The sequence below is a fragment of the Phytobacter massiliensis JC163 genome (genome assembly GCF_000321045.1).
GTDB classification, from domain to species: domain Bacteria; phylum Pseudomonadota; class Gammaproteobacteria; order Enterobacterales; family Enterobacteriaceae; genus Phytobacter_A; species Phytobacter_A massiliensis.
The window spans coordinates 340,079-362,161 of sequence record NZ_HE578948.1; the positions used below are offsets into that span (position 1 = coordinate 340,079).

Annotated in this window: 19 protein-coding genes and 1 pseudogene; 7 read left to right on the top strand and 13 right to left on the bottom strand. The window is 55.5% G+C overall.

Annotated features, from left to right (window positions below; genetic code table 11):
• Positions 1-147: 147 nt before the first annotated feature.
• The 3 genes from gorA to ENTHG_RS18980 all read right to left on the bottom strand — a co-directional run bounded on the left by gorA (position 148) and on the right by ENTHG_RS18980 (position 2,950).
• Positions 148-1,500 carry a glutathione-disulfide reductase gene (gene gorA, locus ENTHG_RS18970; RefSeq protein ID WP_044183441.1) on the bottom strand — a complete coding sequence of 451 codons (1,353 nt, stop codon included), beginning with the start codon at positions 1,498-1,500 and terminating at the stop codon, positions 148-150.
• Positions 1,501-1,582: 82 nt separating this feature from the next.
• The gene (locus ENTHG_RS18975) at positions 1,583-2,425 is read right to left on the bottom strand and encodes a 23S rRNA (adenine(2030)-N(6))-methyltransferase RlmJ (protein WP_044183444.1); all 843 of its coding nucleotides are present in this window, start codon (positions 2,423-2,425) and stop codon (positions 1,583-1,585) included.
• A 78-nt stretch (positions 2,426-2,503) separates the two neighbouring features.
• On the bottom strand, positions 2,504-2,950 hold the full coding sequence (locus ENTHG_RS18980) for a hypothetical protein (protein WP_052332738.1): 447 nt from the start codon (positions 2,948-2,950) through the stop codon (positions 2,504-2,506).
• A 175-nt stretch (positions 2,951-3,125) separates the two neighbouring features.
• Here ENTHG_RS18980 and prlC point away from each other — a divergent pair, with 175 nt between their 5' ends.
• Both prlC and rsmJ read left to right on the top strand, forming a co-directional pair.
• Positions 3,126-5,168, top strand: coding sequence for an oligopeptidase A (gene prlC / locus ENTHG_RS18985; protein ID WP_044183446.1), 2,043 nt, complete (start codon positions 3,126-3,128; stop codon positions 5,166-5,168).
• Positions 5,169-5,174: 6 nt separating this feature from the next.
• Positions 5,175-5,939: a 16S rRNA (guanine(1516)-N(2))-methyltransferase RsmJ gene (gene rsmJ / locus ENTHG_RS18990; protein WP_044183448.1), complete on the top strand. Its 765-nt coding sequence runs from the start codon at positions 5,175-5,177 to the stop codon at positions 5,937-5,939.
• A gap of 38 nt (positions 5,940-5,977) precedes the next feature.
• On the opposite strand, the gene uspA is transcribed toward rsmJ, so the two are convergent.
• Positions 5,978-6,415: a universal stress protein UspA gene (gene uspA / locus ENTHG_RS18995; protein ID WP_044183453.1), complete on the bottom strand. Its 438-nt coding sequence runs from the start codon at positions 6,413-6,415 to the stop codon at positions 5,978-5,980.
• 394 nt (positions 6,416-6,809) lie between these two features.
• On the opposite strand from uspA, the gene uspB reads away from it, so the two are divergent.
• The gene (gene uspB / locus ENTHG_RS19000; protein ID WP_044183456.1) at positions 6,810-7,145 is read left to right on the top strand and encodes a universal stress protein UspB; all 336 of its coding nucleotides are present in this window, start codon (positions 6,810-6,812) and stop codon (positions 7,143-7,145) included.
• A gap of 36 nt (positions 7,146-7,181) precedes the next feature.
• Here the strand turns inward: uspB and pitA are convergent, their stop codons facing one another.
• Positions 7,182-8,678, bottom strand: coding sequence for an inorganic phosphate transporter PitA (pitA, locus tag ENTHG_RS19005; RefSeq protein ID WP_044183459.1), 1,497 nt, complete (start codon positions 8,676-8,678; stop codon positions 7,182-7,184).
• Between the two features lie 227 nt (positions 8,679-8,905).
• Here pitA and ENTHG_RS19010 point away from each other — a divergent pair, with 227 nt between their 5' ends.
• The gene (locus ENTHG_RS19010) at positions 8,906-10,096 is read left to right on the top strand and encodes a BaiN/RdsA family NAD(P)/FAD-dependent oxidoreductase (protein ID WP_044183462.1); all 1,191 of its coding nucleotides are present in this window, start codon (positions 8,906-8,908) and stop codon (positions 10,094-10,096) included.
• A 5-nt stretch (positions 10,097-10,101) separates the two neighbouring features.
• Here the strand turns inward: ENTHG_RS19010 and ENTHG_RS19015 are convergent, their stop codons facing one another.
• Complete coding sequence (locus ENTHG_RS19015; RefSeq protein ID WP_044183466.1) at positions 10,102-10,635, bottom strand: GNAT family N-acetyltransferase; 534 nt, start codon at positions 10,633-10,635, stop codon at positions 10,102-10,104.
• Positions 10,619-10,924 (bottom strand): type II toxin-antitoxin system TacA family antitoxin, encoded by a 306-nt coding sequence (locus ENTHG_RS19020; protein WP_044183469.1) that lies wholly within the window; start codon positions 10,922-10,924, stop codon positions 10,619-10,621. Before ENTHG_RS19020 ends, ENTHG_RS19015 begins: the two co-directional genes overlap by 17 nt.
• Positions 10,925-11,101: 177 nt before the next feature.
• Here ENTHG_RS19020 and ENTHG_RS19025 point away from each other — a divergent pair, with 177 nt between their 5' ends.
• Together ENTHG_RS19025 and map are read left to right on the top strand one after the other, a co-directional pair.
• On the top strand, positions 11,102-11,353 hold the full coding sequence (locus tag ENTHG_RS19025) for a ParD-like family protein (protein WP_044183471.1): 252 nt from the start codon (positions 11,102-11,104) through the stop codon (positions 11,351-11,353).
• Positions 11,350-12,135, top strand: a complete 786-nt coding sequence (map, locus tag ENTHG_RS19030; protein ID WP_044183474.1) for a type I methionyl aminopeptidase — start codon at positions 11,350-11,352, stop codon at positions 12,133-12,135. Before ENTHG_RS19025 ends, map begins: the two co-directional genes overlap by 4 nt.
• A 51-nt stretch (positions 12,136-12,186) precedes the next feature.
• Here map and adhE read toward each other — a convergent pair.
• From adhE to ENTHG_RS19055, 5 genes and pseudogenes are all read right to left on the bottom strand, one after another.
• Positions 12,187-14,792 (bottom strand): annotated as a pseudogene (gene adhE / locus ENTHG_RS19035) (bifunctional acetaldehyde-CoA/alcohol dehydrogenase); the annotation flags it as partial.
• 60 nt (positions 14,793-14,852) lie between these two features.
• Positions 14,853-15,854 (bottom strand): transketolase family protein, encoded by a 1,002-nt coding sequence (locus ENTHG_RS19040; protein WP_044183475.1) that lies wholly within the window; start codon positions 15,852-15,854, stop codon positions 14,853-14,855.
• On the bottom strand, positions 15,854-16,699 hold the full coding sequence (locus ENTHG_RS19045) for a transketolase (protein WP_044183477.1): 846 nt from the start codon (positions 16,697-16,699) through the stop codon (positions 15,854-15,856). The genes ENTHG_RS19040 and ENTHG_RS19045 overlap by 1 nt, the downstream gene beginning before the upstream one ends.
• Positions 16,700-16,710: 11 nt before the next feature.
• Positions 16,711-17,460 carry an SDR family NAD(P)-dependent oxidoreductase gene (locus tag ENTHG_RS19050; RefSeq protein WP_044183479.1) on the bottom strand — a complete coding sequence of 250 codons (750 nt, stop codon included), beginning with the start codon at positions 17,458-17,460 and terminating at the stop codon, positions 16,711-16,713.
• Between the two features lie 40 nt (positions 17,461-17,500).
• Positions 17,501-18,829 carry an MFS transporter gene (locus tag ENTHG_RS19055; RefSeq protein WP_044183482.1) on the bottom strand — a complete coding sequence of 443 codons (1,329 nt, stop codon included), beginning with the start codon at positions 18,827-18,829 and terminating at the stop codon, positions 17,501-17,503.
• 392 nt (positions 18,830-19,221) lie between these two features.
• On the opposite strand from ENTHG_RS19055, the gene ENTHG_RS19060 reads away from it, so the two are divergent.
• The gene (locus ENTHG_RS19060; protein ID WP_044183484.1) at positions 19,222-20,145 is read left to right on the top strand and encodes a LysR substrate-binding domain-containing protein; all 924 of its coding nucleotides are present in this window, start codon (positions 19,222-19,224) and stop codon (positions 20,143-20,145) included.
• A 25-nt stretch (positions 20,146-20,170) separates the two neighbouring features.
• Here ENTHG_RS19060 and ENTHG_RS19065 read toward each other — a convergent pair whose 3' ends face one another.
• Entirely contained in the window at positions 20,171-22,054 is a 1,884-nt protein-coding gene (locus ENTHG_RS19065; RefSeq protein ID WP_044183485.1) for a sigma-54-dependent Fis family transcriptional regulator, read from the bottom strand.
• Positions 22,055-22,083 lie beyond the last annotated feature (29 nt).

Consider the following 22,083-nt stretch of genomic DNA (forward strand, 5'->3'; position numbering starts at 1 on the left):
ACAGGCGGCTCCACACCATCCCGGGTGCGGCTTTCGCCTTACCCGGGCTACGTTTTGGACAACCGCACCGTGTGAGTCCCCCTCGCCCCCTCTGGGGAGAGGGTTAGGGTGAGGGGAACAGGCGGCTGTGCGCCACCCGTTTGCGTTTTACCGCATGGTGACAAACTCTTCCGCCGCCGTCGGGTGAATGGCGACCGTATTGTCGAAATCTTTCTTGGTCGCGCCCATTTTCAGCGCCACCGCGAAGCCCTGCAGCATTTCGTCCATGCCGGAACCAATACCGTGGATGCCGACAATCTTCTCGTCGGCGCCGACGCAGATAAGCTTCATCCGGCACGGCTGGCGGTGGCTGGTCACGGCGGTGTACATCGCGGTAAACGATGATTTATACACCTTCACTTCCGCGTCGCCGTACTGCTCCCGCGCCTGCGGTTCGGTTAAGCCTACGGTGCCGATAGGCGGGTGGCTGAACACCACGGTGGGAATATTGCTGTAGTCCAGGTGCTCGTCCGGTTTGTTGTTAAACAGGCGCTCTGACAGGCGACGGCCCGCCGCGACGGCCACCGGGGTCAGCTCCACCGCGCCGGTGTTGTCGCCTACGGCGTAAATGCCCTCAACACTGGTGTTCTGGAACTTATCCACCACGATGTAGCCTTTTTCATTGGTTTTCACCCCGGTCGCCGCCAGGTTGAAATTATCGTTCGCGGGTTCGCGGCCAATCGCCCAGATCAGGCAGTCGACGGTTTGTGAGCGGCCATCGTCCAGGGTCAGCGTCAGGCTGCCGTCGGCATTCTTCACCACCTCTTTCGGTATCGCCTGGGTATGCAGCGTTGGGCCTTCGGCGGCCATAATCTCCACCAGCGTTTCGCCGATCATCGGGTCGAAGCTACGCAGCGGCGCATGTTTACGCACGAACAGATGCGCTTCGGCCCCCAGGCCGTTAATCACCCCCGCCAGTTCGACGGCGATATAGCCCGCGCCCACCACCGCGACCCGTTTTGGCAGGGCGGGCAGTTCAAAGAAACCGTCGGAGTCAATGCCGTACTCCGCGCCGGGAATATTCGGGTGCACCGGGCGACCACCGGTGGCGATCAGAATATGATCGGCGGTGATCGTCTCGCCGTTGACCTCAACAGTCTTTGCATCCACGAAGCGGGCAAAACCGCGGATCACATCAACATTGTTCTTGCCCAGCACGTTCTCATAAGAGGTGTGGATTCGGTCAATATAGACGCTGCGGCTGGCGACCAGCTTGCCCCAGTCGAAATGGTTAACGGTGGTATCAAAGCCGTAATCCGGCCCGTACAGATGAATCGCCTCGGCGATTTGCGCCGCATGCCACATTACTTTTTTCGGTACGCAACCTACGTTCACACAGGTGCCGCCCAGCTCTTTGGCTTCAATCAGCGCGCATTTCTGGCCGTACATGGCGGCGCGGTTAATCGAGGCTATCCCGCCGCTGCCACCGCCAATGGCGATATAGTCGTAATGTTTGCTCATGGTTGCTTCCTTAATTCTGAACGAGGTCGAATAGTGTGGCGATTGTAACGCGCAGGCTGCGAGATTCCCTCAATCGCTGCGATTACTCGGGTACTACCCAGTTTACGAGAGTATGGCCCGTTCCGCCCGGCACCAGTTTACGGTGCAGCCAGGGCAGCACGTTATTCATCTGTGCCTCTAACTTCCACGGCGGGTTGATGACGATCATCCCGGAGGCGGTCATACCGCGCTGATCGCTGTCCGGGCGCACCGCCAGTTCAATCTGCAAAATTTTGCGGATGCCGGTAGCCTCTAACTCTTTGAGCATGCGCTTTATCTGCGCGCGGAGCACCACGGGATACCACAGTGCGTAAGTGCCGGTGGCAAAGCGTTTGTAGCCTTCATTGATGCCGGTGACCACCGCCTGGTAATCGGTTTTGATCTCATAGGGCGGGTCGATCAGCACCAGGCCGCGGCGGGACACCGGCGGCAGTTTGGCTTTTAGCTGCTGATAGCCATCGGCACGTTCCACGCGGGCGCGGTCATCCTTCTGGAACTCCTGGCGCAGCAGCGGATAGTCGCTCGGGTGCAGTTCAGTCATAAACAGGCTGTCCTGCGGGCGCAGCAGCTGGCGGGCGATCAGCGGCGAACCCGGGTAGTAGCGCAGCGTCTCGTTGCGATTGAAGTGGCGCACCACGCTCATATACGGCTCAAGCTCGGCGGGCAGGTCATCCTGCTGCCAGATGCGGGCGATCCCTTCCAGATATTCGCCGGTCCGTTCGGCATGTTCGCCGGAAAGCTGATAGCGCCCGGCCCCGGCATGGGTGTCGAGGTAGAGAAACGGTTTCTCTTTTTCTTTGAGCGATTCAACGATCAGGCTCTGAACGGTGTGTTTTAACACGTCGGCGTGGTTGCCAGCGTGGAAGCTGTGGCGATAACTGAGCATGGAGGCAGTAATTCCGAATATGAACGAGATTTGCCACAGTTTACCGTAGATTGCCCAGGATTACTGCCAGCCAGGTTTTTACACCGTGAAGGCGGTAAATTTGCGTACGCTGGCCTGAGGGTTAGCTACCTGCACGGCGTCCAGAAAATCGGCGAATGCGGTGTTAAAAAGGGTGAAATTGTGACGAAAGCGCGCCTGCTTCGTCTCGCCATTGTGCTGATAAGTGACTATCCAGAAAGAGCGATTGTTTACTCTTATCGCTTCACGTTCCACTTTACTGATGCTGGCAAGCGGCACCTGGGTTTTTTTCTCTAACTGAACGATGTAGAAGTTGTCCCGATCGAAGTAGTAATCCGTAGGCAGCAGTTGCCCCCCTTTGCCAGGGCGGAACGTTTTGCTGGTCAGCGAAATTTTGCGCAGGCCGTCCGCGTTGGCTTTACCCCGGTTGCGCCAGCGGGTAGGGATTCGCAGCATGACCACGGCCAGCGCCACAAGTATCAGCACGCACAGAATCAGGTTTAACATACGCTCTCCTCAGCAGGGGGGTCTATAGTACACGACATACCGCAACCATTGGCGATTAGTGGTTCTGCGCACCGCCTGGCATTGAAATCCTCTACACTTAACCCCATGCTACAACCTTATGCAGAGCGCCGGATCGTGCGCTTCATTTATTCTCTTACAGGACAGGACTGCGCTTATGACAAATCCATTATTGACGCCTTTCGAACTACCGCCTTTTTCAAAAATCCTGCCTGAACATGTCGTGCCCGCCGTGACAAAAGCGCTGGACGACTGCCGTAACGCGGTAGAAAACGTGGTAGCGCAGGGCGCGCCCTATACCTGGGAAAATCTGTGTCAGCCGCTTGCAGAGGTGGACGATGTGCTGGGGCGACTGTTCTCGCCGGTGAGCCACCTCAATTCGGTAAAAAATAGCCCGGAACTGCGTGAGGCCTACGAGCAAACCCTGCCGCTGCTCTCTGAGTACAGCACCTGGGTCGGGCAGCATGAGGGGCTGTATAACGCTTATCGCGACCTGCGCGACGGCGAGCACTATGCCGCCCTGGATACCGCGCAGAAAAAATCGGTTGATAACGCGCTGCGTGATTTTGAGCTTTCCGGTATCGGCCTGGAGAAAGAGAAGCAGCAGCGCTATGGCGAAATTGCCGCGCGCCTCTCTGAGCTGGGTAATCAGTATAGCAACAACGTGCTGGATGCCACGATGGGCTGGACGAAGCTCATCACCGACGAAGCAGAGCTGGCCGGTATGCCGGAAAGCGCGCTGGCCGCCGCCAGAGCGCAGGCGGAAGCAAAAGAGCAGGATGGCTGGCTGTTAACGCTGGATATCCCGAGCTATTTACCGGTGTTGACCTACTGCGACAACCAGGCGCTTCGTGAAGAAATGTACCGCGCTTATGGCACCCGCGCCTCCGATCAGGGGCCGAATGCCGGCAAGTGGGATAACAGCCCGGTGATGGCCGAAATCCTCGCCCTGCGTCACGAACTGGCGCAGCTGCTGGGCTTTGAAAACTATGCCCATAAATCGCTGGCGACGAAGATGGCGGAAAACCCATCGCAGGTGCTTGATTTCTTAACCGATCTGGCTAAACGCGCCCGCCCGCAAGGGGAGCGTGAACTGGCGCAGCTGCGTGAATTTGCGAAAGCGCAGTTCGGCGTGGATGAACTGCAGCCGTGGGATATCGCTTACTACAGCGAAAAACAGAAGCAGCATCTCTACAGCATCAGCGACGAGCAGCTTCGCCCCTATTTCCCGGAAAACAAAGCCGTTAACGGCCTGTTTGAAGTGGTGAAACGCATTTACGGCATTACTGCCAAAGAGCGCCATGATGTTGACGTCTGGCATCCGGACGTGCGCTTCTTCGATCTGTTTGATGAAAACGGTGAGCTGCGCGGCAGCTTCTATCTTGACCTCTACGCCCGTGAAAACAAGCGCGGCGGGGCGTGGATGGACGACTGCGTCGGGCAGATGCGTAAAGCGGACGGCAGCCTGCAAAAACCGGTGGCTTACCTCACCTGTAACTTTAACCGCCCGGTTAACGGTAAACCGGCGCTGTTTACCCACGATGAAGTGATCACCCTGTTCCACGAGTTTGGTCACGGCCTGCACCATATGCTTACCCGCGTTGAAACCCCGGGGGTTGCCGGTATCAGCGGCGTGCCGTGGGATGCGGTCGAGTTGCCGAGCCAGTTTATGGAAAACTGGTGCTGGGAGCCGGAGGCGCTGGCCTTTATCTCCGGCCACTATGAGACGGGCGAACCGCTGCCGCAGGCGCTGCTGGATAAAATGCTGGCGGCGAAGAACTACCAGGCGGCGCTGTTTATTCTGCGTCAGCTGGAGTTCGGCCTGTTCGACTTCCGTCTGCACGCCGAGTTTAACCCGGAGCAGGGGGCGAAAATCCTCGATACGCTGTTTGAGATTAAAAAGCAGGTCGCCGTGGTGCCGTCACCCTCATGGGGCCGTTTCCCGCACGCGTTCAGCCATATCTTCGCGGGCGGCTATGCGGCAGGCTACTACAGCTACCTGTGGGCGGATGTGCTGGCCGCAGATGCCTACTCGCGTTTTGAAGAGGAAGGGATCTTCAACCGTGAAACCGGGCAGTCTTTCCTGGACAACATCCTTACCCGTGGCGGTTCCGAAGAGCCGATGGAGCTGTTCAAACGCTTCCGTGGCCGTGAACCGCAGCTGGATGCGATGCTGGAGCATTACGGTATTGAAGGCTAAATCCAGGTGAAGATCTGCTTAGTAGATGAAACAGGCGCCGGAGACGGCGCCTTATCTGTTCTTGCGGCCCGCTGGGGGCTGGAACAGGACGATGACAACCTGATGGCGCTGGTGCTCACCCCTGAGCGCCTTGAGCTGCGCAAGCGGGACGAGCCGAAGCTTGGCGGTATTTTTGTCGATTTTGTCGGCGGAGCGATGGCGCACCGGCGCAAATTCGGCGGCGGTCGTGGCGAGGCGGTAGCCAAAGCCGTGGGCATCAAAGGCGACTATCTGCCGGAGGTGGTGGATGCGACGGCGGGGTTAGGGCGCGACGCGTTTGTGCTGGCGTCGGTAGGCTGCCGGGTGCGTATGTTAGAGCGTAATCCGGTGGTGGCGGCGCTGCTTGATGACGGGCTGGCGCGCGGCTATGCCGACCCGGAAATCGGCGGCTGGTTGCGGGAGCGTTTGCAACTGATTCACGCCTCCAGCCTGACCGGGCTTGCGGATATCACCCCCCGCCCGCAGGTGGTCTACCTTGACCCGATGTTTCCCCATAAGCAGAAAAGCGCGCTGGTGAAAAAAGAGATGCGGGTGTTTCAGTCGCTGGTGGGGCCGGACCTGGATGCGGATGGATTGCTCGAACCGGCCCGCAGGCTGGCGACAAAACGGGTGGTGGTGAAGCGCCCGGACTATGCGCCGCCGCTGGCAGGCGTTGCCACTACCAACGCGATAGTAACCAAAGGGCACCGGTTTGATATTTATGCCGGGACGGCGGAAACAGACGCGGTATAACGGTTTTCCCTCTCCCCGGGGGGAGAGGGGAAGGAAGATTAATCGTCGTCTTCATCCTTCAGCGGGACAATCAGCATGTCCACGTGCACGGTGTTAATCAGCTGACGCGCTGAGGACATCAGTTTGCTCCAGAAGTCCTGATGGTGGCCGCAAACCACCAAATCCATATCGTATTTCTTAATGGCGTCTACCAGCACCTGGCCCAGGTCGCCGCTGCCGCTTAAGGTTTCGGTAATCGGATAACCTGCGCTGGTAGAGAGCTCGGTCAACGCGTGGTGCGTTTCATCGGAGATACGTTTTTGCATATCGCCAAGGTTTACGTCGATAAGACCGGTGTAAAGGTCGGAATAATTAACGTCGACATGAATCAGGGAGATTTTCGCGTTGTAGGGGCGCGCCATGGAGACCGCCTTCTCAACCAGCAGCTTGCTTTCCGGCGAGAGATCTACCGCGATAAGAATATGTTTGTAAGCCATAGTGTTACTCCTTCCATAAGTTGTCGATGACCAACGGGTGCGGAACCCGTGATGCAGCTGTACTGTTTCCCGCGTCCTGCGTACCACGTGCGGGGGAGCGCACGGCCTCAAGGATCTCGTTGTTCAGCATAATCCTACATTATAACTCTCATTACTTATCGTCAATTGGCCGCGATCACGATTCACTTAATCAATGTTTACAACCAGATGCGTAAGATCTGTTAACCATGTGGCAAAAAAATAAACAAATCTCCTACACTATTTAATGAGCCGTTCGGATTTAAGATTGTGATCTGGATCGGCTATTAAGACTCTTCATTGCATGGCTTGGTTGATTGTCTGGGAGCGGATGTTCCGGAGCACGTATCCGTGGGCGGTTCGCCGGGGAGGAGATATGATCAGCACCGTCGCGCTGTTTTGGGCTTTGTGCATCGTTTGTGTGGTTAACATGGCGCGTTATTTTTCATCGTTACGCGCGCTGTTAGTGGTACTTCGTGGTTGTGATCCCTTGCTCTACCAATATGTCGATGGCGGAGGTTTTTTTACCTCTCACGGTCAACCCAGTAAGCAGATGCGCCTGGTCTGGTATATCTATGCCCAGCGTTATCGCGATCATCATGATGATGAGTTTATTCGCCGTTGCGAACGCGTACGCGGCCAGTTCATCTTAACCAGCGCGCTGTGCGGTTTGATTGTGGTGAGCCTGATTGCGCTAATGATTTGGCAGTAAAAAAAACGGGCCAGTTTCCTGACCCGTTTTAAGCGGTTAAATCAGCTGGAGGGCTATCCAGTAAAGGATGCCCGAAAGCAGGATCGAGGCCGGTAAGGTAAAGACCCATGCCATTAAAATGCTGGTCACGGTTTTACGCTGCAGGCCGCCGCCGTCAACAATCATGGTTCCCGCCACCGAGGAAGAGAGTACATGGGTGGTGGAAACCGGCATGCCGGTATAGCTGGCAAGGCCGATAGAGACCGCTGCGGTCATCTGCGCCGACATCCCCTGCGCATAGGTCATGCCTTTCTTACCGATTTTCTCGCCGATAGTGGTCGCCACGCGACGCCAGCCGATCATCGTACCCAGGCCCAGCGCCAGTGCGACGGCCATGATAATCCAGATAGGGGCGTACTCAATGGTGCTCAGCATGTCGCCTTTCAGCTTCTTAAGCAGCCGCTGATCGTCCGCGCTGACCTCTGGAGACTTAGCCACTTTATCGGTGATGTCCGACAGGCAAAGCATGATACGACGCAGCTGGCCACGTTGTTCAACAGGCAGCGTATCGTAACTTTCGATGCCGGTGAGCATGGCTTTCGCCCTGTCCAGCGCCGGAATGGCGCGGGCCGGATGGCAGTGGAACTCGCCGGGATTGCTTGCCACTTCTTCTGGCGTCGGGATGACCGGATCGGCGCCCGTCGCTTTCTGCAACAGTGACGGGTGCTGCTGGAACCAGACTTCGACGTTATTCACCGCATCGCGGGTACGGGTGATATCGTAACCCGAGGCGTTCATATTGACGACAAAGCCTGCCGGCGCGACGCCAATCAGCACCAGCATAATCAGGCCAATGCCTTTCTGACCATCATTCGCGCCGTGAGAGAAACTCACGCCAATCGCAGAGACGATAAGGGCGATACGGGTCCAGAACGGCGGCTTTCTTTTACCGTCCTGTTTTTCGCGCTCCGCAGGCGTTAAGTGGATACGCGCCCGCTTTTTACTGCCGCTCCAGAAGCGGCGCAGCAGGAACACCAGGCCGCCTGCGAAGATCAGGCCGACAATCGGCGAAATGATCAGTGATCCGAAAATATTGATAACTTTCGGGATGTTAAGCGCATCGACCACTGATGTACCGGTCATCAGCGCGTTGGTTAAACCAATGCCGATAATCGCGCCAATCAGGGTGTGGGAGCTGGAAGCAGGCAGGCCAAGATACCAGGTGCCAAGGTTCCAGATAATGGCTGCCAGCAACATAGAGAAGACCATAGCCAGGCCATGGGCGGAACTCACGTTGAGCAGTAAATCGGTGGGCAGCATATGCACAATGGCATAGGCTACGCTTAACCCCCCCAGCAGAACGCCGAAGAAGTTGAAGAGGGCCGCCATCACGACAGCCAGCTGCGAGCGCATTGCTCGGGTATAAATTACCGTTGCAACAGCATTCGCCGTGTCGTGGAAGCCGTTAATTGCTTCGTAGAACAGAACAAAGACCAGAGCAAGCACAAGTAACAGTCCGGTATGAAGATCCAGACCGGCAAATAAATGTAGCATAGACGTTACGCCATTTTGAGGACATGAACGCGGCGCATTATCAGGGACTTTTATGGCATCGGCAAAGTGAAATATGGACTTTTTTTGACATTTTTTCTGATCTCACCCCTTGTATCCAGGCATATCCTTATAATTTTCAGCAAAATAAGGATCTCCTCGTATATTGAGGCTGGTGTGACCACCGGGAAAAATTTACAATCCGCCACCTGTGAAAATGAGGGGGTAGTGTGGAAAAGTTTGACGCCATCGTGATCGGCGCCGGTGCGGCGGGCATGTTTTGCGCAGCGCAGGCGGGGCAAGCCGGGCAGCGCGTGTTATTGCTGGACAACGGGAAAAAGCCAGGCCGTAAGATCCTGATGTCCGGCGGCGGCCGCTGTAACTTCACCAATCTTTATGTCGAACCCGCGGCCTATCTCAGCCAGAACCCCCATTTTTGCAAATCTGCCCTTGCCCGCTATACGCAATGGGACTTTATCGACCTGGTGGGCAAATACGGCATCGCCTGGCATGAAAAAACGCTTGGCCAGCTTTTCTGCGACGATTCGGCAGAGCAGATCGTCAATATGCTGGTGGCCGAGTGTGAAAAAGGGCAGGTCGCGCTGCGGCTGCGCAGCGAGGTGCTAAGCGTTGCCCGGGACGATGACGGATATACGTTGCAGCTTAATGGCGCGACGGTTGCCGCGCCAAAACTGGTGATCGCCTCTGGCGGGCTGTCGATGCCTGGGCTGGGGGCGTCGCCGTTCGGCTATAAAGTGGCCGAGCAGTTTGGCCTTAAGGTGCTGCCGACGCGTGCGGGCCTGGTGCCCTTTACGCTGCATAAGCCCATGCTGGAACAGTTTCAGACCCTTTCCGGCGTCTCCGTCCCGTCGGTAATCACCGCCGAAAACGGCGTGGTGTTTAAAGAGAACTTGCTGTTTACCCACCGCGGCCTTTCCGGGCCTGCGGTGTTGCAAATTTCCAGCTACTGGCAGCCCGGCGAGTTTGTCACCATTAACCTGCTGCCGGAGTGCGATCTGGACGCCTTCCTTAACGACCAGCGCCAGACGCACCCTAATCAAAGCCTGAAAAACACCCTGGCGATGCAGTTGCCAAAGCGGCTGGTGGAGTGCCTGCAGCTGCTGGGGCAAATTCCAGACGTCGCCCTTAAACAGCTCAACAGCCGCGAGCAGGCGACGCTGGTAGAGATGCTGACCCACTGGCGGGTGCAGCCAAACGGCACCGAAGGGTATCGTACGGCGGAAGTGACGCTGGGTGGGGTCGATACCCGGGAACTCTCATCGCGCACGATGGAAGCGCGCAACGTGCCGGGGCTCTATTTTATTGGTGAAGTGATGGATGTGACCGGCTGGCTGGGCGGCTATAACTTCCAGTGGGCCTGGTCGAGCGCCTGGGCCTGCGCGCAGGCGCTGGCGGAGTAAAATCGTCAGGCGGCAAGGATATGTTGGATCCCAAGGAACATAGGGACCGCGCCAAACGCATTGGGTGGTTCGTTGAGTTCAACAAACCCCAGCCGGGCATAAAACCCGATGGCCTCAGGGGCTGCGTCAAGATAAACACCTTTTATCGGTAGTACCTGATGAATCGCCTTAACCTGCTGAAAAAACTCGCACAGCAAATCGAGACCGTAGCCTTGCTTCTGCCCTTTTGCGGCAATTCCCAGCATGACAAGCCTGATAACGCCGATTTCGCCCGGAAGCGAGCCCAGAATAATGCCAGACAGCTTTTCTTTTGCCAGGGCGTAAGCCGTATAGGTGCATACGCCTAGCAGCTCTCCAGACGCGCTGTCTATCAAAATTCTGGCGGTGCAGTTACCGTCCCGCACGTTTTTTTTAAGCGAATCCTGGACGAACTTATTGATTACCGGATTACCGCAATCGAATTTTTTTTGCCCCGGATACTGGATATCAGCCTGGTAAGCGCACAGCATTACCCCACATTCCTTATGCTTTTCTTCCATCTTTATTTCTCTGCATTAATGCCTGTAATGCCAGTGTCGGCGCTGCAGGTTCGGCAATCAGCGCATTAACCTCTTTCCAGCTTTGTTCCGAGAGCTGACGACGACGTTGGTTATCAAGGACATTTTCGGCACGTTCCAGGGCTGCGCTCAGAATAAAGGCGCTTAAATCCAGCCCGGCCGCTGATGCGGCCTCGCGCAGCACCTCTTTCAGTTCTGCGCTGGTCTTAATTTCAACCCGTGCATTTTTAACGCTTTTCATTTCGGAAGAGAGCGCCATGGTTTTGCCCATATTTCTTCACCTTAGCAGTGTTACTCATTGTTATACGGCTAATAGCCGGTTGCTACTATAACCGCACTTGCATTCCCCGTCAAAGCGTACGGCTATTAGCCGTATTTATTTTTTAATTCTTCTGGCAACCGTTTTAGACTATTATACATTCCATATATAAATCGTATAAGGTGAGTTATGGGTATCGTCAAAATCTCCGACCTGATGCATGAGAATCTGCGCCTGGCCAGCACTGCCCTGAGCCGCTCCATCAACGCTCAGGCGGAACACTGGCTGAAGGTAGGAATGCTCTGTGAGCTGTATCCGCATTTAACGCACCATGAGCTGTCCCGGCTGCTGATTCAGGCGGAGCTGCAGGGCGGAGTCGATATCCATACCCTGGTCGGGGGCGAACCGCGTGCGTTAACCACGGAGCATGAGAGCAGATGAGCAATATCAAAATACATTCCCAGGAAGAGATTGAACTGGCGCGCGCCGCAGGCCACGCCGCCGCGCGCGTGCTGGAGATGATTAAGCCCCACGTGCAGGCGGGCATCACCACGGCCGAACTCGACGATCTTTGCCATGACTTTATTCGCAATGAGTTAAAGGTGATACCGGCGAACATTGGCTACCACGGCTATACCCGCACCACCTGTACCTCAGTCAACCATGTGGTGTGCCACGGCATTCCCTCCGACAAGCGCCTGAAAAACGGCGATATCGTGAATATCGACGTGGCGATCATTAAAGATGGCTGGTACGGCGACACCAGCCGTATGTACTTCGTGGGCGAGCCTTCGGTACGGGCGAAACGGCTGGTGGATGTAACTTATGCATCGATGGTGGCGGGCATCAAAGTGGTGCGCCCTGGCGCAACGCTCGGCGATATTGGCGCGGCCATTCAGCAGGTTGCGGAGTCGGCAGGCTTTTCGGTGGTGCGGGAGTATTGCGGGCACGGCGTGGGGCAGGAGTACCATGCGGAGCCGCAAATTCTTCACTACGGCACGCCAGGCACCGGCCTTAAGCTGAAAGAAGGGATGATTTTCACCATTGAACCGATGATCAACGCCGGTAAAGCTGGCACCAGCGTGCTTTCCGACGGCTGGACGGTGGTGACGAAGGATCGCTCCCTTTCCGCCCAGTGGGAGCATATGGTGGCGGTAACCCGTACCGGTTATGACCTGTTAACGCCGTGGCCGGACGGCGTGGCGGAGTATCCGGCGGTCTGATCGGTTACAGAAGTGAATGGCGGCTCATCCCTGAGCCGCAGTCCGTTACTTCTCTTCGAAAATGCGACCGTAGAAGGTATCCAGCAGGATCTGGCGGATTTCGCTAATCAGCGGATAACGCGGGTTCGCGCTGGTGCACTGGTCGTCGAACGCATCGTTGGCGAGCTTATCCACCGCGGCCAGGAAGTCGGTCTCCTGTACGCCCGCTTCGCGGATGGACTTCGGAATACCCAGCTCCGCTTTCAGGCTCTCCAGCCACATCAGCAGCTTGCCAATCTTCGCGCCGGTGCTCTCTTTCCCCGTCGTCAGGCCGAGATGATCGGCGATTTCCGCATACCGGCAGCGGGCTTTTGGCCTGTCGTACTGGCTGAACGCGGTCTGCTTGGTGGGGTTGTCATTGGCGTTATAGCGAATCACGTTAGTAATAAGCAGCGCATTCGCCAGCCCGTGCGGAATGTGGAACTGTGAACCCAGCTTATGCGCCATCGAGTGGCAGACGCCGAGGAAAGCGTTGGCGAAAGCGATCCCGGCTATGGTCGCCGCGCTGTGCACTCGCTCGCGGGCCTGGGGGTTTTTCGCCCCTTCGTGGTACGACGCGGGCAGGTTCTCTTTCAGCAGTTTCAGCGCCTGCAACGCCTGACCGTCTGAAAACTCTGACGCCAGCACCGATACATAGGCTTCCAGCGCGTGGGTTACCGCGTCCAGGCCGCCGAATGCGCACAGCGATTTCGGCATCGCCATCACCAGGTTAGCATCGACAATCGCCATATCCGGCGTCAGGGCGTAATCGGCCAGCGGATATTTCTGCCCGGTGGCATCGTCGGTCACCACGGCAAACGGCGTCACTTCGGAACCGGTGCCGGAGGTGGTCGTCACCGCAATCAGCTTCGCTTTGCCGCCCATTTTCGGGAAAGCATAAATGCGCTTGCGAATATCCATAAAGCGCAGCGCCAGCTCCTCAAAATGGGTTTCCGGGTGCTCGTACATTACCCACATAATTTTCGCCGCATCCATCGGCGAACCGCCGCCCAGCGCGACGATCACATCCGGTTTAAAGGCGTTCATCAACTGCGCCCCTTTGCGCACCACGCTCAGGGTCGGGTCGGCTTCCACCTCAAAGAACACTTCGGTTTCAACGCCGGCGGCTTTCATGACGGCGGTGATCTGGTCGGCGTAGCCGTTATTGAACAGAAAGCGGTCGGTGACGACGATGGCGCGTTTGCAGCCATCGGCAATCACTTCATCCAGCGCGATGGGCAGGGCACCGCGGCGGAAGTAGATGGATTTGGGGAGTTTATGCCACAACATATTCTCAGCTCGTCTGGCGACGGTTTTTTGTTGATCAGGTGCTTCGGCCCGACGTTCTCGGAGATGGAATTTCCACCCCAGGAGCCGCAGCCGAGCGTCAGAGACGGCGCAAGTTTGAAGTTATACAGATCGCCAATGCCGCCGTGAGAGGTTGGCGTGTTGATAAGAATGCGCGCCGTTTTCATTCGCTCGCCGAAGCAGGCAATGCGCTGCGGTTGATTATCCTGATCGGTATAGAGGCATGAGGTGTGCCCGATGCCGCCCATCGCCACCAGTTTTTCCGCTTTATCAACCGCATCGGTGAAATCTTTGGCGCGGTACATGGCGAGGGTGGGGGAGAGCTTCTCATGGGCAAAGGGTTCGCTGTTATCCACGTTGTTTACTTCGCCTATAAGGATTTTTGTCGTCGCAGGCACGTTAATGCCCGCCATTTCAGCAATTTTGACCGCGGGTTGGCCGACGATGGCCGCATTCAGCGCCCCGTTCTTAAGCAGGATGGCCGAAACTGCCTGCAACTCTTTGCCGCGCAGCAGGTAGCCGCCGTGGGTGGCAAAGCGCTCGCGCACCGCTTCATAAACCTCGTCTACTACCACCACCGACTGCTCGGAGGCGCAGATGACGCCGTTATCGAAGGTTTTTGACATCAGAATAGAGGCTACGGCGCGTTTGATATCGGCGGTTTCGTCAATCACCACCGGGGTGTTGCCCGCGCCAACGCCAATGGCCGGTTTGCCGGAGCTGTAGGCCGCTTTCACCATCCCTGGCCCGCCGGTGGCAAGTATCAGATTGACGTCGGGGTGGTGCATCAACTGGTTAGAGAGCTCAACAGAAGGCTCGTCGATCCAGCCAATGATGTCTTTCGGCGCGCCGGCGGCAATCGCCGCCTGCAGCACAATATCCGCCGCCCGGTTAGTGGCATTTTTCGCGCGGGGATGCGGGGAGAAGATAATGCCGTTACGGGTTTTCAGGCTGATAAGCGCCTTAAATATCGCCGTAGAGGTGGGGTTAGTAGTGGGGACAATCCCGCAAATAATACCGATGGGTTCGGCGATGGTCAGGGTGCCGAAGGCGTCATCTTCCTCCAGCACGCCGCAGGTCTTCTCATCCTTATAGGCGTTATAGATGTATTCGGACGCAAAATGATTTTTGATCACTTTATCTTCCACGATGCCCATCCCGGACTCTTCCACTGCCATTCTGGCGAGGGGAATACGGGCATCGGCGGCGGCCAGCGCGGCGGCGCGGAAAATCTTATCGACCTGTTGCTGGCTGAATGTAGCGTAGTGTTGTTGAGCTTTTTTAACGCGTTCTACAAGCGCGTTGAGTGAATCTGCTGGTTTACTGGACATGACGGCCTCAAAAGCAACTTACCTGTCAGAAAAAGCGCCGCCGTATTGGCGGCGCGAAGATTACTTAAGACGGTTTTTAATTTTTTCTACCATGGCGGTAGTGGAGATACCGTAACGATCGTGCAGGGTCGGCAGCGCGCCCGCATGCAGGAATTCATCCGGCAGCGAGACCACATCGAACTCGCAGCTTACCCCTTTGCGCATCAGCAGCGCGGCGACCGCTTCGCTCAGGCCGCCCACGCAGGTATGGTTCTCTGCGGTGACCACCAGACGACCCGGTTTCGCCGCCTGCGCCAGAATGGTCTGCTCATCCAGCGGCTTGATGGTCGGCACGTGCAGCACCGCCACGCTGACGTTGTCCTTACGCAGTTTTTCCGCCGCTTCCAGCGCGCGCATGGTCATCAGGCCGGAGGCGATAATCAGCACATCGTTGCCTTCTTCCAGCAGCTTCGCTTTGCCCAGCTCGAATTTGTAGTCGTATTTGTCCAGCACCAGCGGCACCTTGCCGCGCAGCAGACGCATATAGACCGGGCCGTTATGGTCGGCAATGGCCGGTACGGCCTGCTCAATTTCCAGCGCGTCGCAGGGATCGACGATGGTCAGCCCCGGCACGCCGCGCATAATCGCCAGATCTTCCGTCGCCTGGTGGCTCGGGCCGTAGCCGGTGGTCAGGCCCGGCAGGGCGGCGCAAATCTTCACGTTCAGGTGCTCTTCGGCAATGACCTGATGGATAAAATCATAGGCGCGACGGGTGGCGAAAACGGCGTAAGTGGTGACAAAGGGGGTAAAGCCCTCTTTCGCCATCCCGCCTGCCGCGCCCATCAGCAGCTGTTCGGCCATCCCCATCTGGAAGAAGCGTTGCGGGTGCGCCTGGGCAAAAATATGCAGATCGGTGTATTTCGACAGATCGGCGGTCATACCGACGATCTCCGGGCGTTGCTCCGCCAGTTTCGCCAGCGCGTGGCCAAAAGGCGCGGAGACGGTCGCCTGACCTTCATCGGCGATAGAGGCGATCATGGCGGAGGTTTTTAAGCGGGTTTTGGTCTGAGTTGTCTGGCTCATTACAGCACTCCTTCCGGTTTATTGGCATCCAGCACGGCGATCGCTTTCTGCCATTCATCGGCGTCGACGCGGATAAAGTGGTTCTTGTCACGGGTTTCCAGGAAGGGCACGCCTTTACCCATCAGCGTGTCGCAGAGGATCACCCGCGGCTGGTTTTCCGGCCAGCTTTTGGCATTTTCAAACGCTTTAATAACGGCAGGCAGGTCGTTGCCGTCTACGCGCTGCACATACCAGCCGAACGACGCCCATTTCTCATGCAGCGGCTCGAAGCCAAGGATCTTGCGCGAGTCGCCGTCGGCCTGCTGTTTGTTCACGTCGACGATGTTGATAAGGTTGGTCAGCCCGTAGTGGGCGGCGGACATGGCCGCTTCCCAGGTTGAGCCCTCGTCCAGTTCGCCATCCGACATGGAGTTGATCACCAGCGCCGGGTTTTTCTTCTGGCGCAGGCCCAGCGCCATCCCCACCGCGATGCTCAGCCCCTGGCCCAGCGAGCCGCCGGAGATCTCCATCGCCGGGGTATAGGTGGCCATGCCGGACATCGGCAGGCGGCTGTCATCGGAACCGTATGTTTCCAGCTCCTCTTCCGGGATGATGCCGGCCTCCAGCAGCGCCGCGTAGTAGGCGATGGCATAATGGCCGTGCGACAGCAGGAAACGGTCGCGCTCCTCCCACTCCGGCTCCGCCGGGCGGAAGTTCATCATGTGCCCGAAAGCGGTGGCGAGCACATCGGCATAACCCAGCGCCTGGCCGATGTAGCCCTGGCCCTGTACTTCGCCCATACGCAGGGCGTAACGGCGGATGCGCCACGCGGCTGCCGCGACCTTTTGAACGTCTGCATTTGTCATGGTGTATCCCCTTAGTGAATTAACATCCCGCCGTTAACGTCCAGCGTGATGCCTGTGGAGTAGGAAGAGAGATCGCTGCCGAGGAACAGCGCGGCGCGGGCGATATCCACGGCGTCGCCAAGGCGGTTCATCGGAATACCGGCGAGGATGTTGTCGCGCATCTGGTCGGTGAGTTTGCCCGCGGTGATGTCGGTCTGGATAAGGCCAGGAGTGATGGCGTTTACCCGCACGTTGTCCGGGCCAAGCTCACGGGCCATAGCGCGGGTCAGGCCGAGCACGCCCGCTTTAGCCGCGCTGTAGTGCGGGCCGCCGAAGATGCCGCCGCCACGCTGAGCGGAAACAGACGAGATGCAGACGATGCTGCCGGATTTTTGCGCGCGCAGCGTCGGGATAACCGCCTGGGACATAATCAGGGTGCCGCGCAGGCTGACATCCAGAACGGCATCATAGTTTTCGCGCTTAATATCCATTAATTTCAGCGGCTGGGTAATGCCCGCATTATTTACCAGAACGTCAATGCGACCGTATTTTGCTAATACCTGCTCAATTGCCGCCTGCACCTGAACTTCATTAGCGACGTTTGCCGCCACGCCCAAATGCTGCGCGCCTAAACTGGCCGCCGCTGATTTACTGGCTTCTTCATTCAAATCAATAATGACAACTTTCGCGCCGTTCTCGGCAAATAATTTCGCGGTGGCAAAACCCAAACCGCGTGGGGAGGCCGCGCCAGTAATAATGGCGACTTTATCTTTTAATAACATACTTTACTCCATTACATAGATATCATTCAGATGAAAAAGGTTATTGTGCTTCATCCAGCGTTAAAATAACGATCAGGCCTATGGCGGCACAGGCACCGAAATAGGTGAATACAGAATTAAAGCTGCCGGTAAAATCTAATAAAAAGCCAGCTACCATCGGAGAGACAAAACCGCCAAGGTTGCCGCCGCTATTAATAATGGATGAAGCAATCGGATACGTTTCACTGTCAGAAACCGCCATGCCGTAAGCGGTGAACGCAGGCCAGCCAATATTCAGGCACAATCCCACCATAAATAATCCCGCGCATACCGCCATGGTGTTTTGCGGAATATTCAGCATGATGACCATCATAATCACGGTGGAAATTGCGGTGAAAATCATGGTCGGCTTACGGCGGCGACCAAGTAATTTATCGGAGATATAACCGCCGCCGATGGCGCCGACAAAACCGCCGATACAGGGCATGCTGGCAACGAGGCCCATGCTCATAAAATCAAAGCCTTTTTCTTTGACCAGATAGAGCGGGATCCAGGTCAGCAGGCCATACAGCACGCTCACCATCATGAAATAGGCCAGGCAGTCGCCTAAAATGTTCTTCGACGTGAACAGCCCTTTTACCGTGTCGATAGGTGCAAGCTTTTTAACGCGAATCAGCTTATCGAGGGTGGCGAATTTGGGTGCCAGCTGGATGTTTTCCCGCGGCTTTTCCTGCGCGCCTGCGCCGTCGTTAATCACCGTCAGTTCGCTTTCCGAGACGAAGCGGCTTTCAGACGGTTTCGATTTAACAAACAGATACCAGACCACCGCGATAACAATGCCGGGTATAGCGAATGAGTAGAAGACCCAGCGCCAGCCCCAGGTGACCGCTATCCATACCGCCAGCGGCGGCACGATAATGGGCGCGAACATGGTGGCGGCGATGTAAACGCCGGTGGCGGTGGCTTTCTCTTTCGCCGGGAACCAGTTATTAATCGACGAGGCCAGCCCCACCGGACACGGCCCCTCGCTCAGCCCCAGCCCCAGGCGCACCAGCTTTAAGCCGAACACGGAACTGACGGTCCCCATCAGCCAGGTAAAGGCGGAGAAGCCGAAGATCGACAGGGCTACCAGCCCCCGCGTACCACGTTTGGCGATAAAGAAGCCTGCCGGGATCTGGCTTATGGCGTAGCCGAGGAAAAACATGCTGGCTATCGCCCCGGCTTCGAAATTGTTGATGTGAAACTCGTCAATAATAAAGGGAAGTACAGCGCCAATGTTTGTGCGGTCGGCGTAATTTATTGCATACACCGCAAATATTATCGCCAGTACCACAAAGCGATAGTTGGTTTTTTTGGCACCGGTACAGACAAGACTATCTATACGGGACATAGGGTTTCCTCTTATCTTTCTTTTGGCTTAAGGTTCATACCGGACTTTTATCGTCCCGGTTATTTTTCAGGCCTGTGCGGGCAATATAGCAACTGGCGAAAACGCCCGGCATGCAAGAAAGCTCAATTGAGGTTGAGAAAAATTTGATTCGTGAGAGCACTCAAATAAATAATGCTTAACGGGGGCTGGCGTTTAAATTTACCGCTGAAAAGTGTTGGCTGCATCACAGAATGGCGCGCGCTGCCGCCATAAAACCGCTTTTTCCCGCCAGGCGCTGTTTTAACAGGGCGCTTTTCACTACACTGCCTCTCTGGATAAGGCTATGCATAATGCTTCAATAAAAATTAAAAAGTTATCAGATTATTTTAGCAGGCGCGTAACGGTGGGATTAAATGACAAAAGTGACCACAAAAAAACCTTTACCTATTCCTTCTCTGAGAAATATACAGACATTTATTGAAGTAGCGAATGTTTGCAGTATAAATCAGGCGGCGGAAATAATGAATATCACCGCCTCGGCGGTTAGTCATCAAATTGCCAGCCTGGAGCAGTTTATCGGTAAAAAACTGTTTATTCGCAGCGGCAAAGGGGTACAGCTTACCCATATCGGCGAGAAATATTTAAAAGAGGTCTCCGGTGCCGTCAGTATTATCGGACGGGCTACCGATCAGGTGATTAACGATATTCATCATGAGCATTTGCGTATTCACTCCGCGCCAAGTTTCGGCCTGCTGTGGTTAATCCACCGGTTAAATAAGTTCAGGCAAGAGTTCCCGGATCTGAAAATCAGCCTGACCTGCTCTTATGAGAACTTACAGTTTAGCCGCGATAATCTGGATATCGATATCCGCCACGGCTTACCGGAATGGCCAACGCTGTTCGTCCGCACTATTAAAAATGAGAAGGTCATACCTTATTCATCTGTTGAATATCTGGAGGGGAAAAATATTCAGCAGCCTGCAGATCTCTTACAGTATGAGTTAATTCATTCCGACAGCACGCTGGTTAACTGGAATACCTGGCTCTCGTGGCACGGGGTCGACAACCATCATAAAAATTACTATTTCAGCTTTGACCGCTCGTATATGAGCATTGAAGCGGCCAGTAAAGGGATGGGGATTATTCTCGAAAGCAACCTGCTGGCCGATGACTACCTGCGCCAGCGTAATCTGGTGCCGGTCTTCGCCGCCGATCACAGTATGCCGGTGGCTGCGCACCACTTTGTTCTTCCCCACGTCAATGAACAGAAAGAGAAGGTGAAAGTTTTTCTTAGCTGGGTTGAGCGTGAACTGAGCGTTTCCGGGTTTACGATGTGAGCCAGCGCAGGCGGAAAACAGAAAGTTACATCGTCTCCAGGTGGTATTCCTTCATTTTTCGCCACAGGGTGGTCGCGCTGATTCCCAGCATAGCTGCGGCTTTGGTGCGGTCGCCGCCGGTTTGTCTCATCACCGTACTGATTAACTTTTTCTCCTGTTTTTTTAACAGGCCCACTACTTCACCCTCTGGCAGGGTGATGCCGTTTTCGTTTGCGACGTTGGTTGCGCAAAGCCGGCAGAGGGCTTGAAGGGTCTTTACATCTACCTCCCGCGACTCAAACAGCACCGCCAGGCGGAATGCGACGGCTTGTAATTCACGAATATTGCCGGGCCACGGATAGTTATTAAGAAACGCAACGGCGTCAGGGGTAAAACGGAGTTGTTTGTTCTGCTTTGCCAGCAGATCGTTGAGGATCAGCATGACATCTCCGCTACGCTCTTTTAATGCTGGCAGGCGCAGCTCAAGAATATTGATGCGATACCAGAGATCCTGACGAAACGCGCCCGCTGCGACCTGCGCGCCTAATTCTTTATTGCTGGCGGTAATCAAACGAAAGTCAGCGTTAATGAGCGAGTCTCCCCCAATGCGGCTGAACCTTTTTTCCTGCAACACACGTAGAAGCTTGATTTGCACGGCGAGCGGCGCTTCGCTGATCTCGTCTATAAACACTGTGCCATGCATCGCCATTTCAAAAATGCCAGGTTTGCCGCCCCGACGCGCATTGGTAAAGGCGCCGTCGGCATAACCAAATAGCTCGCTTTCCAGAAGGCTCTCCGGGATGGCAGCGCAGTTGATAGCGATAAACGGCTCCGCACTGCGGGTGCTGGCGTGATGGATGCTCTGGGCAAACAGCTCCTTCCCAGTGCCTGTCTCGCCAAGGAGAGTTACAGGAAGAGCGTGGGCGGCGTAGATTTTAGCTGTGGCGATGGTGGCTTCCATAACGGGAGAGCGGCCAATGATGTCGGCAAAAGTATAGGTTGTGGTAAAGCCTTTATTGTCCGTCTTTTTTGTGGCGCGTGAACCGGGCCATCCGGTTATTTCCGGTTTGCTGCCGGTCACAATGCTGTAAAAGCCGTGCTTGTTGGCAAAGTGTTTTATGGCGATGTGGACGGTCTCGCCTTCAATCTCAATGACGTGCTCTTTTACATCAATCTCATTAATGATGCTGCCATAAACACCTTTAAACGCCTCTTTTTTGAAGATTTTTTCGCCAATATTGCACTGAAACAATGCAAACCCGCGGGCATTAATATTGATGATTTCCCCGGACTGGTCGAGGCACATTACCCCGTCGCGCGACTGGTTGAGCGCCGACCAGGACATCGCCAGCTTCATGCTTTCTTTATTGATGTATTTCAACATACTGGCGGCGACATCCAGCGCTTGTTCAATGGAGATGTTGTCGGTATCGCCCATGATGACGTTGAGATCGTACTTTTTCGCCATCTCGGCTACCGTCAGGCCGCCAATCAATAACTGATAGTCGTTTTCCGCCAGGTTTTTTACAACGTTTTCAATGTCATTATGATTATAGACCTGGCATATCTTAAATTCGTCATTGGTCATGTTCTGGTAGTGGCGAAGCACATTACAGAACTGCGGGAAGCCCACTGCGGCAATTTTGTGTGATTTTTTACGCGCCTCTTCCAGAATGCGGTAAATCCCGTGCAGATCGTGAGCTATTTCGATAACCGGAATGTTCAGGCTGTTTCGCAAAAGCGCTGCCGTGCCTCCCCGGCTGATGATTATTTTGGTTCCGTTATGAATCAACTGACGGGCTTTTTCCACCACATCGGCATAATGAAATTCGTAGACAGGGATGTCGATTTTTCTTTCGATAAGCACATTGGATATGCGTTGTGTGATAGTTTTTGACACGGAAAAAATGGCAATTTCATTGTTTTTCATAGGCAATCCATGATTATCGTTTTACGCGC

Excerpts from the sequence above, each read along its gene's own strand:
- gorA (WP_044183441.1), bottom strand. The coding sequence starts at position 1,500 with ATGAGCAAACATTACGACTATATCGCCATTGGCGGTGGCAGCGGCGGG.
- ENTHG_RS18975 (WP_044183444.1), bottom strand. The coding sequence starts at position 2,425 with ATGCTCAGTTATCGCCACAGCTTCCACGCTGGCAACCACGCCGACGTG.
- ENTHG_RS18980 (WP_052332738.1), bottom strand. The coding sequence starts at position 2,950 with ATGTTAAACCTGATTCTGTGCGTGCTGATACTTGTGGCGCTGGCCGTG.
- prlC (WP_044183446.1), top strand. The coding sequence starts at position 3,126 with ATGACAAATCCATTATTGACGCCTTTCGAACTACCGCCTTTTTCAAAA.
- uspA (WP_044183453.1), bottom strand. The coding sequence starts at position 6,415 with ATGGCTTACAAACATATTCTTATCGCGGTAGATCTCTCGCCGGAAAGC.
- uspB (WP_044183456.1), top strand. The coding sequence starts at position 6,810 with ATGATCAGCACCGTCGCGCTGTTTTGGGCTTTGTGCATCGTTTGTGTG.
- pitA (WP_044183459.1), bottom strand. The coding sequence starts at position 8,678 with ATGCTACATTTATTTGCCGGTCTGGATCTTCATACCGGACTGTTACTT.
- ENTHG_RS19015 (WP_044183466.1), bottom strand. The coding sequence starts at position 10,635 with ATGGAAGAAAAGCATAAGGAATGTGGGGTAATGCTGTGCGCTTACCAG.
- ENTHG_RS19020 (WP_044183469.1), bottom strand. The coding sequence starts at position 10,924 with ATGGGCAAAACCATGGCGCTCTCTTCCGAAATGAAAAGCGTTAAAAAT.
- ENTHG_RS19025 (WP_044183471.1), top strand. The coding sequence starts at position 11,102 with ATGGGTATCGTCAAAATCTCCGACCTGATGCATGAGAATCTGCGCCTG.
- map (WP_044183474.1), top strand. The coding sequence starts at position 11,350 with ATGAGCAATATCAAAATACATTCCCAGGAAGAGATTGAACTGGCGCGC.
- ENTHG_RS19040 (WP_044183475.1), bottom strand. The coding sequence starts at position 15,854 with ATGAGCCAGACAACTCAGACCAAAACCCGCTTAAAAACCTCCGCCATG.
- ENTHG_RS19045 (WP_044183477.1), bottom strand. The coding sequence starts at position 16,699 with ATGACAAATGCAGACGTTCAAAAGGTCGCGGCAGCCGCGTGGCGCATC.
- ENTHG_RS19050 (WP_044183479.1), bottom strand. The coding sequence starts at position 17,460 with ATGTTATTAAAAGATAAAGTCGCCATTATTACTGGCGCGGCCTCCCCA.
- ENTHG_RS19055 (WP_044183482.1), bottom strand. The coding sequence starts at position 18,829 with ATGTCCCGTATAGATAGTCTTGTCTGTACCGGTGCCAAAAAAACCAAC.
- ENTHG_RS19060 (WP_044183484.1), top strand. The coding sequence starts at position 19,222 with ATGACAAAAGTGACCACAAAAAAACCTTTACCTATTCCTTCTCTGAGA.
- ENTHG_RS19065 (WP_044183485.1), bottom strand. The coding sequence starts at position 22,054 with ATGAAAAACAATGAAATTGCCATTTTTTCCGTGTCAAAAACTATCACA.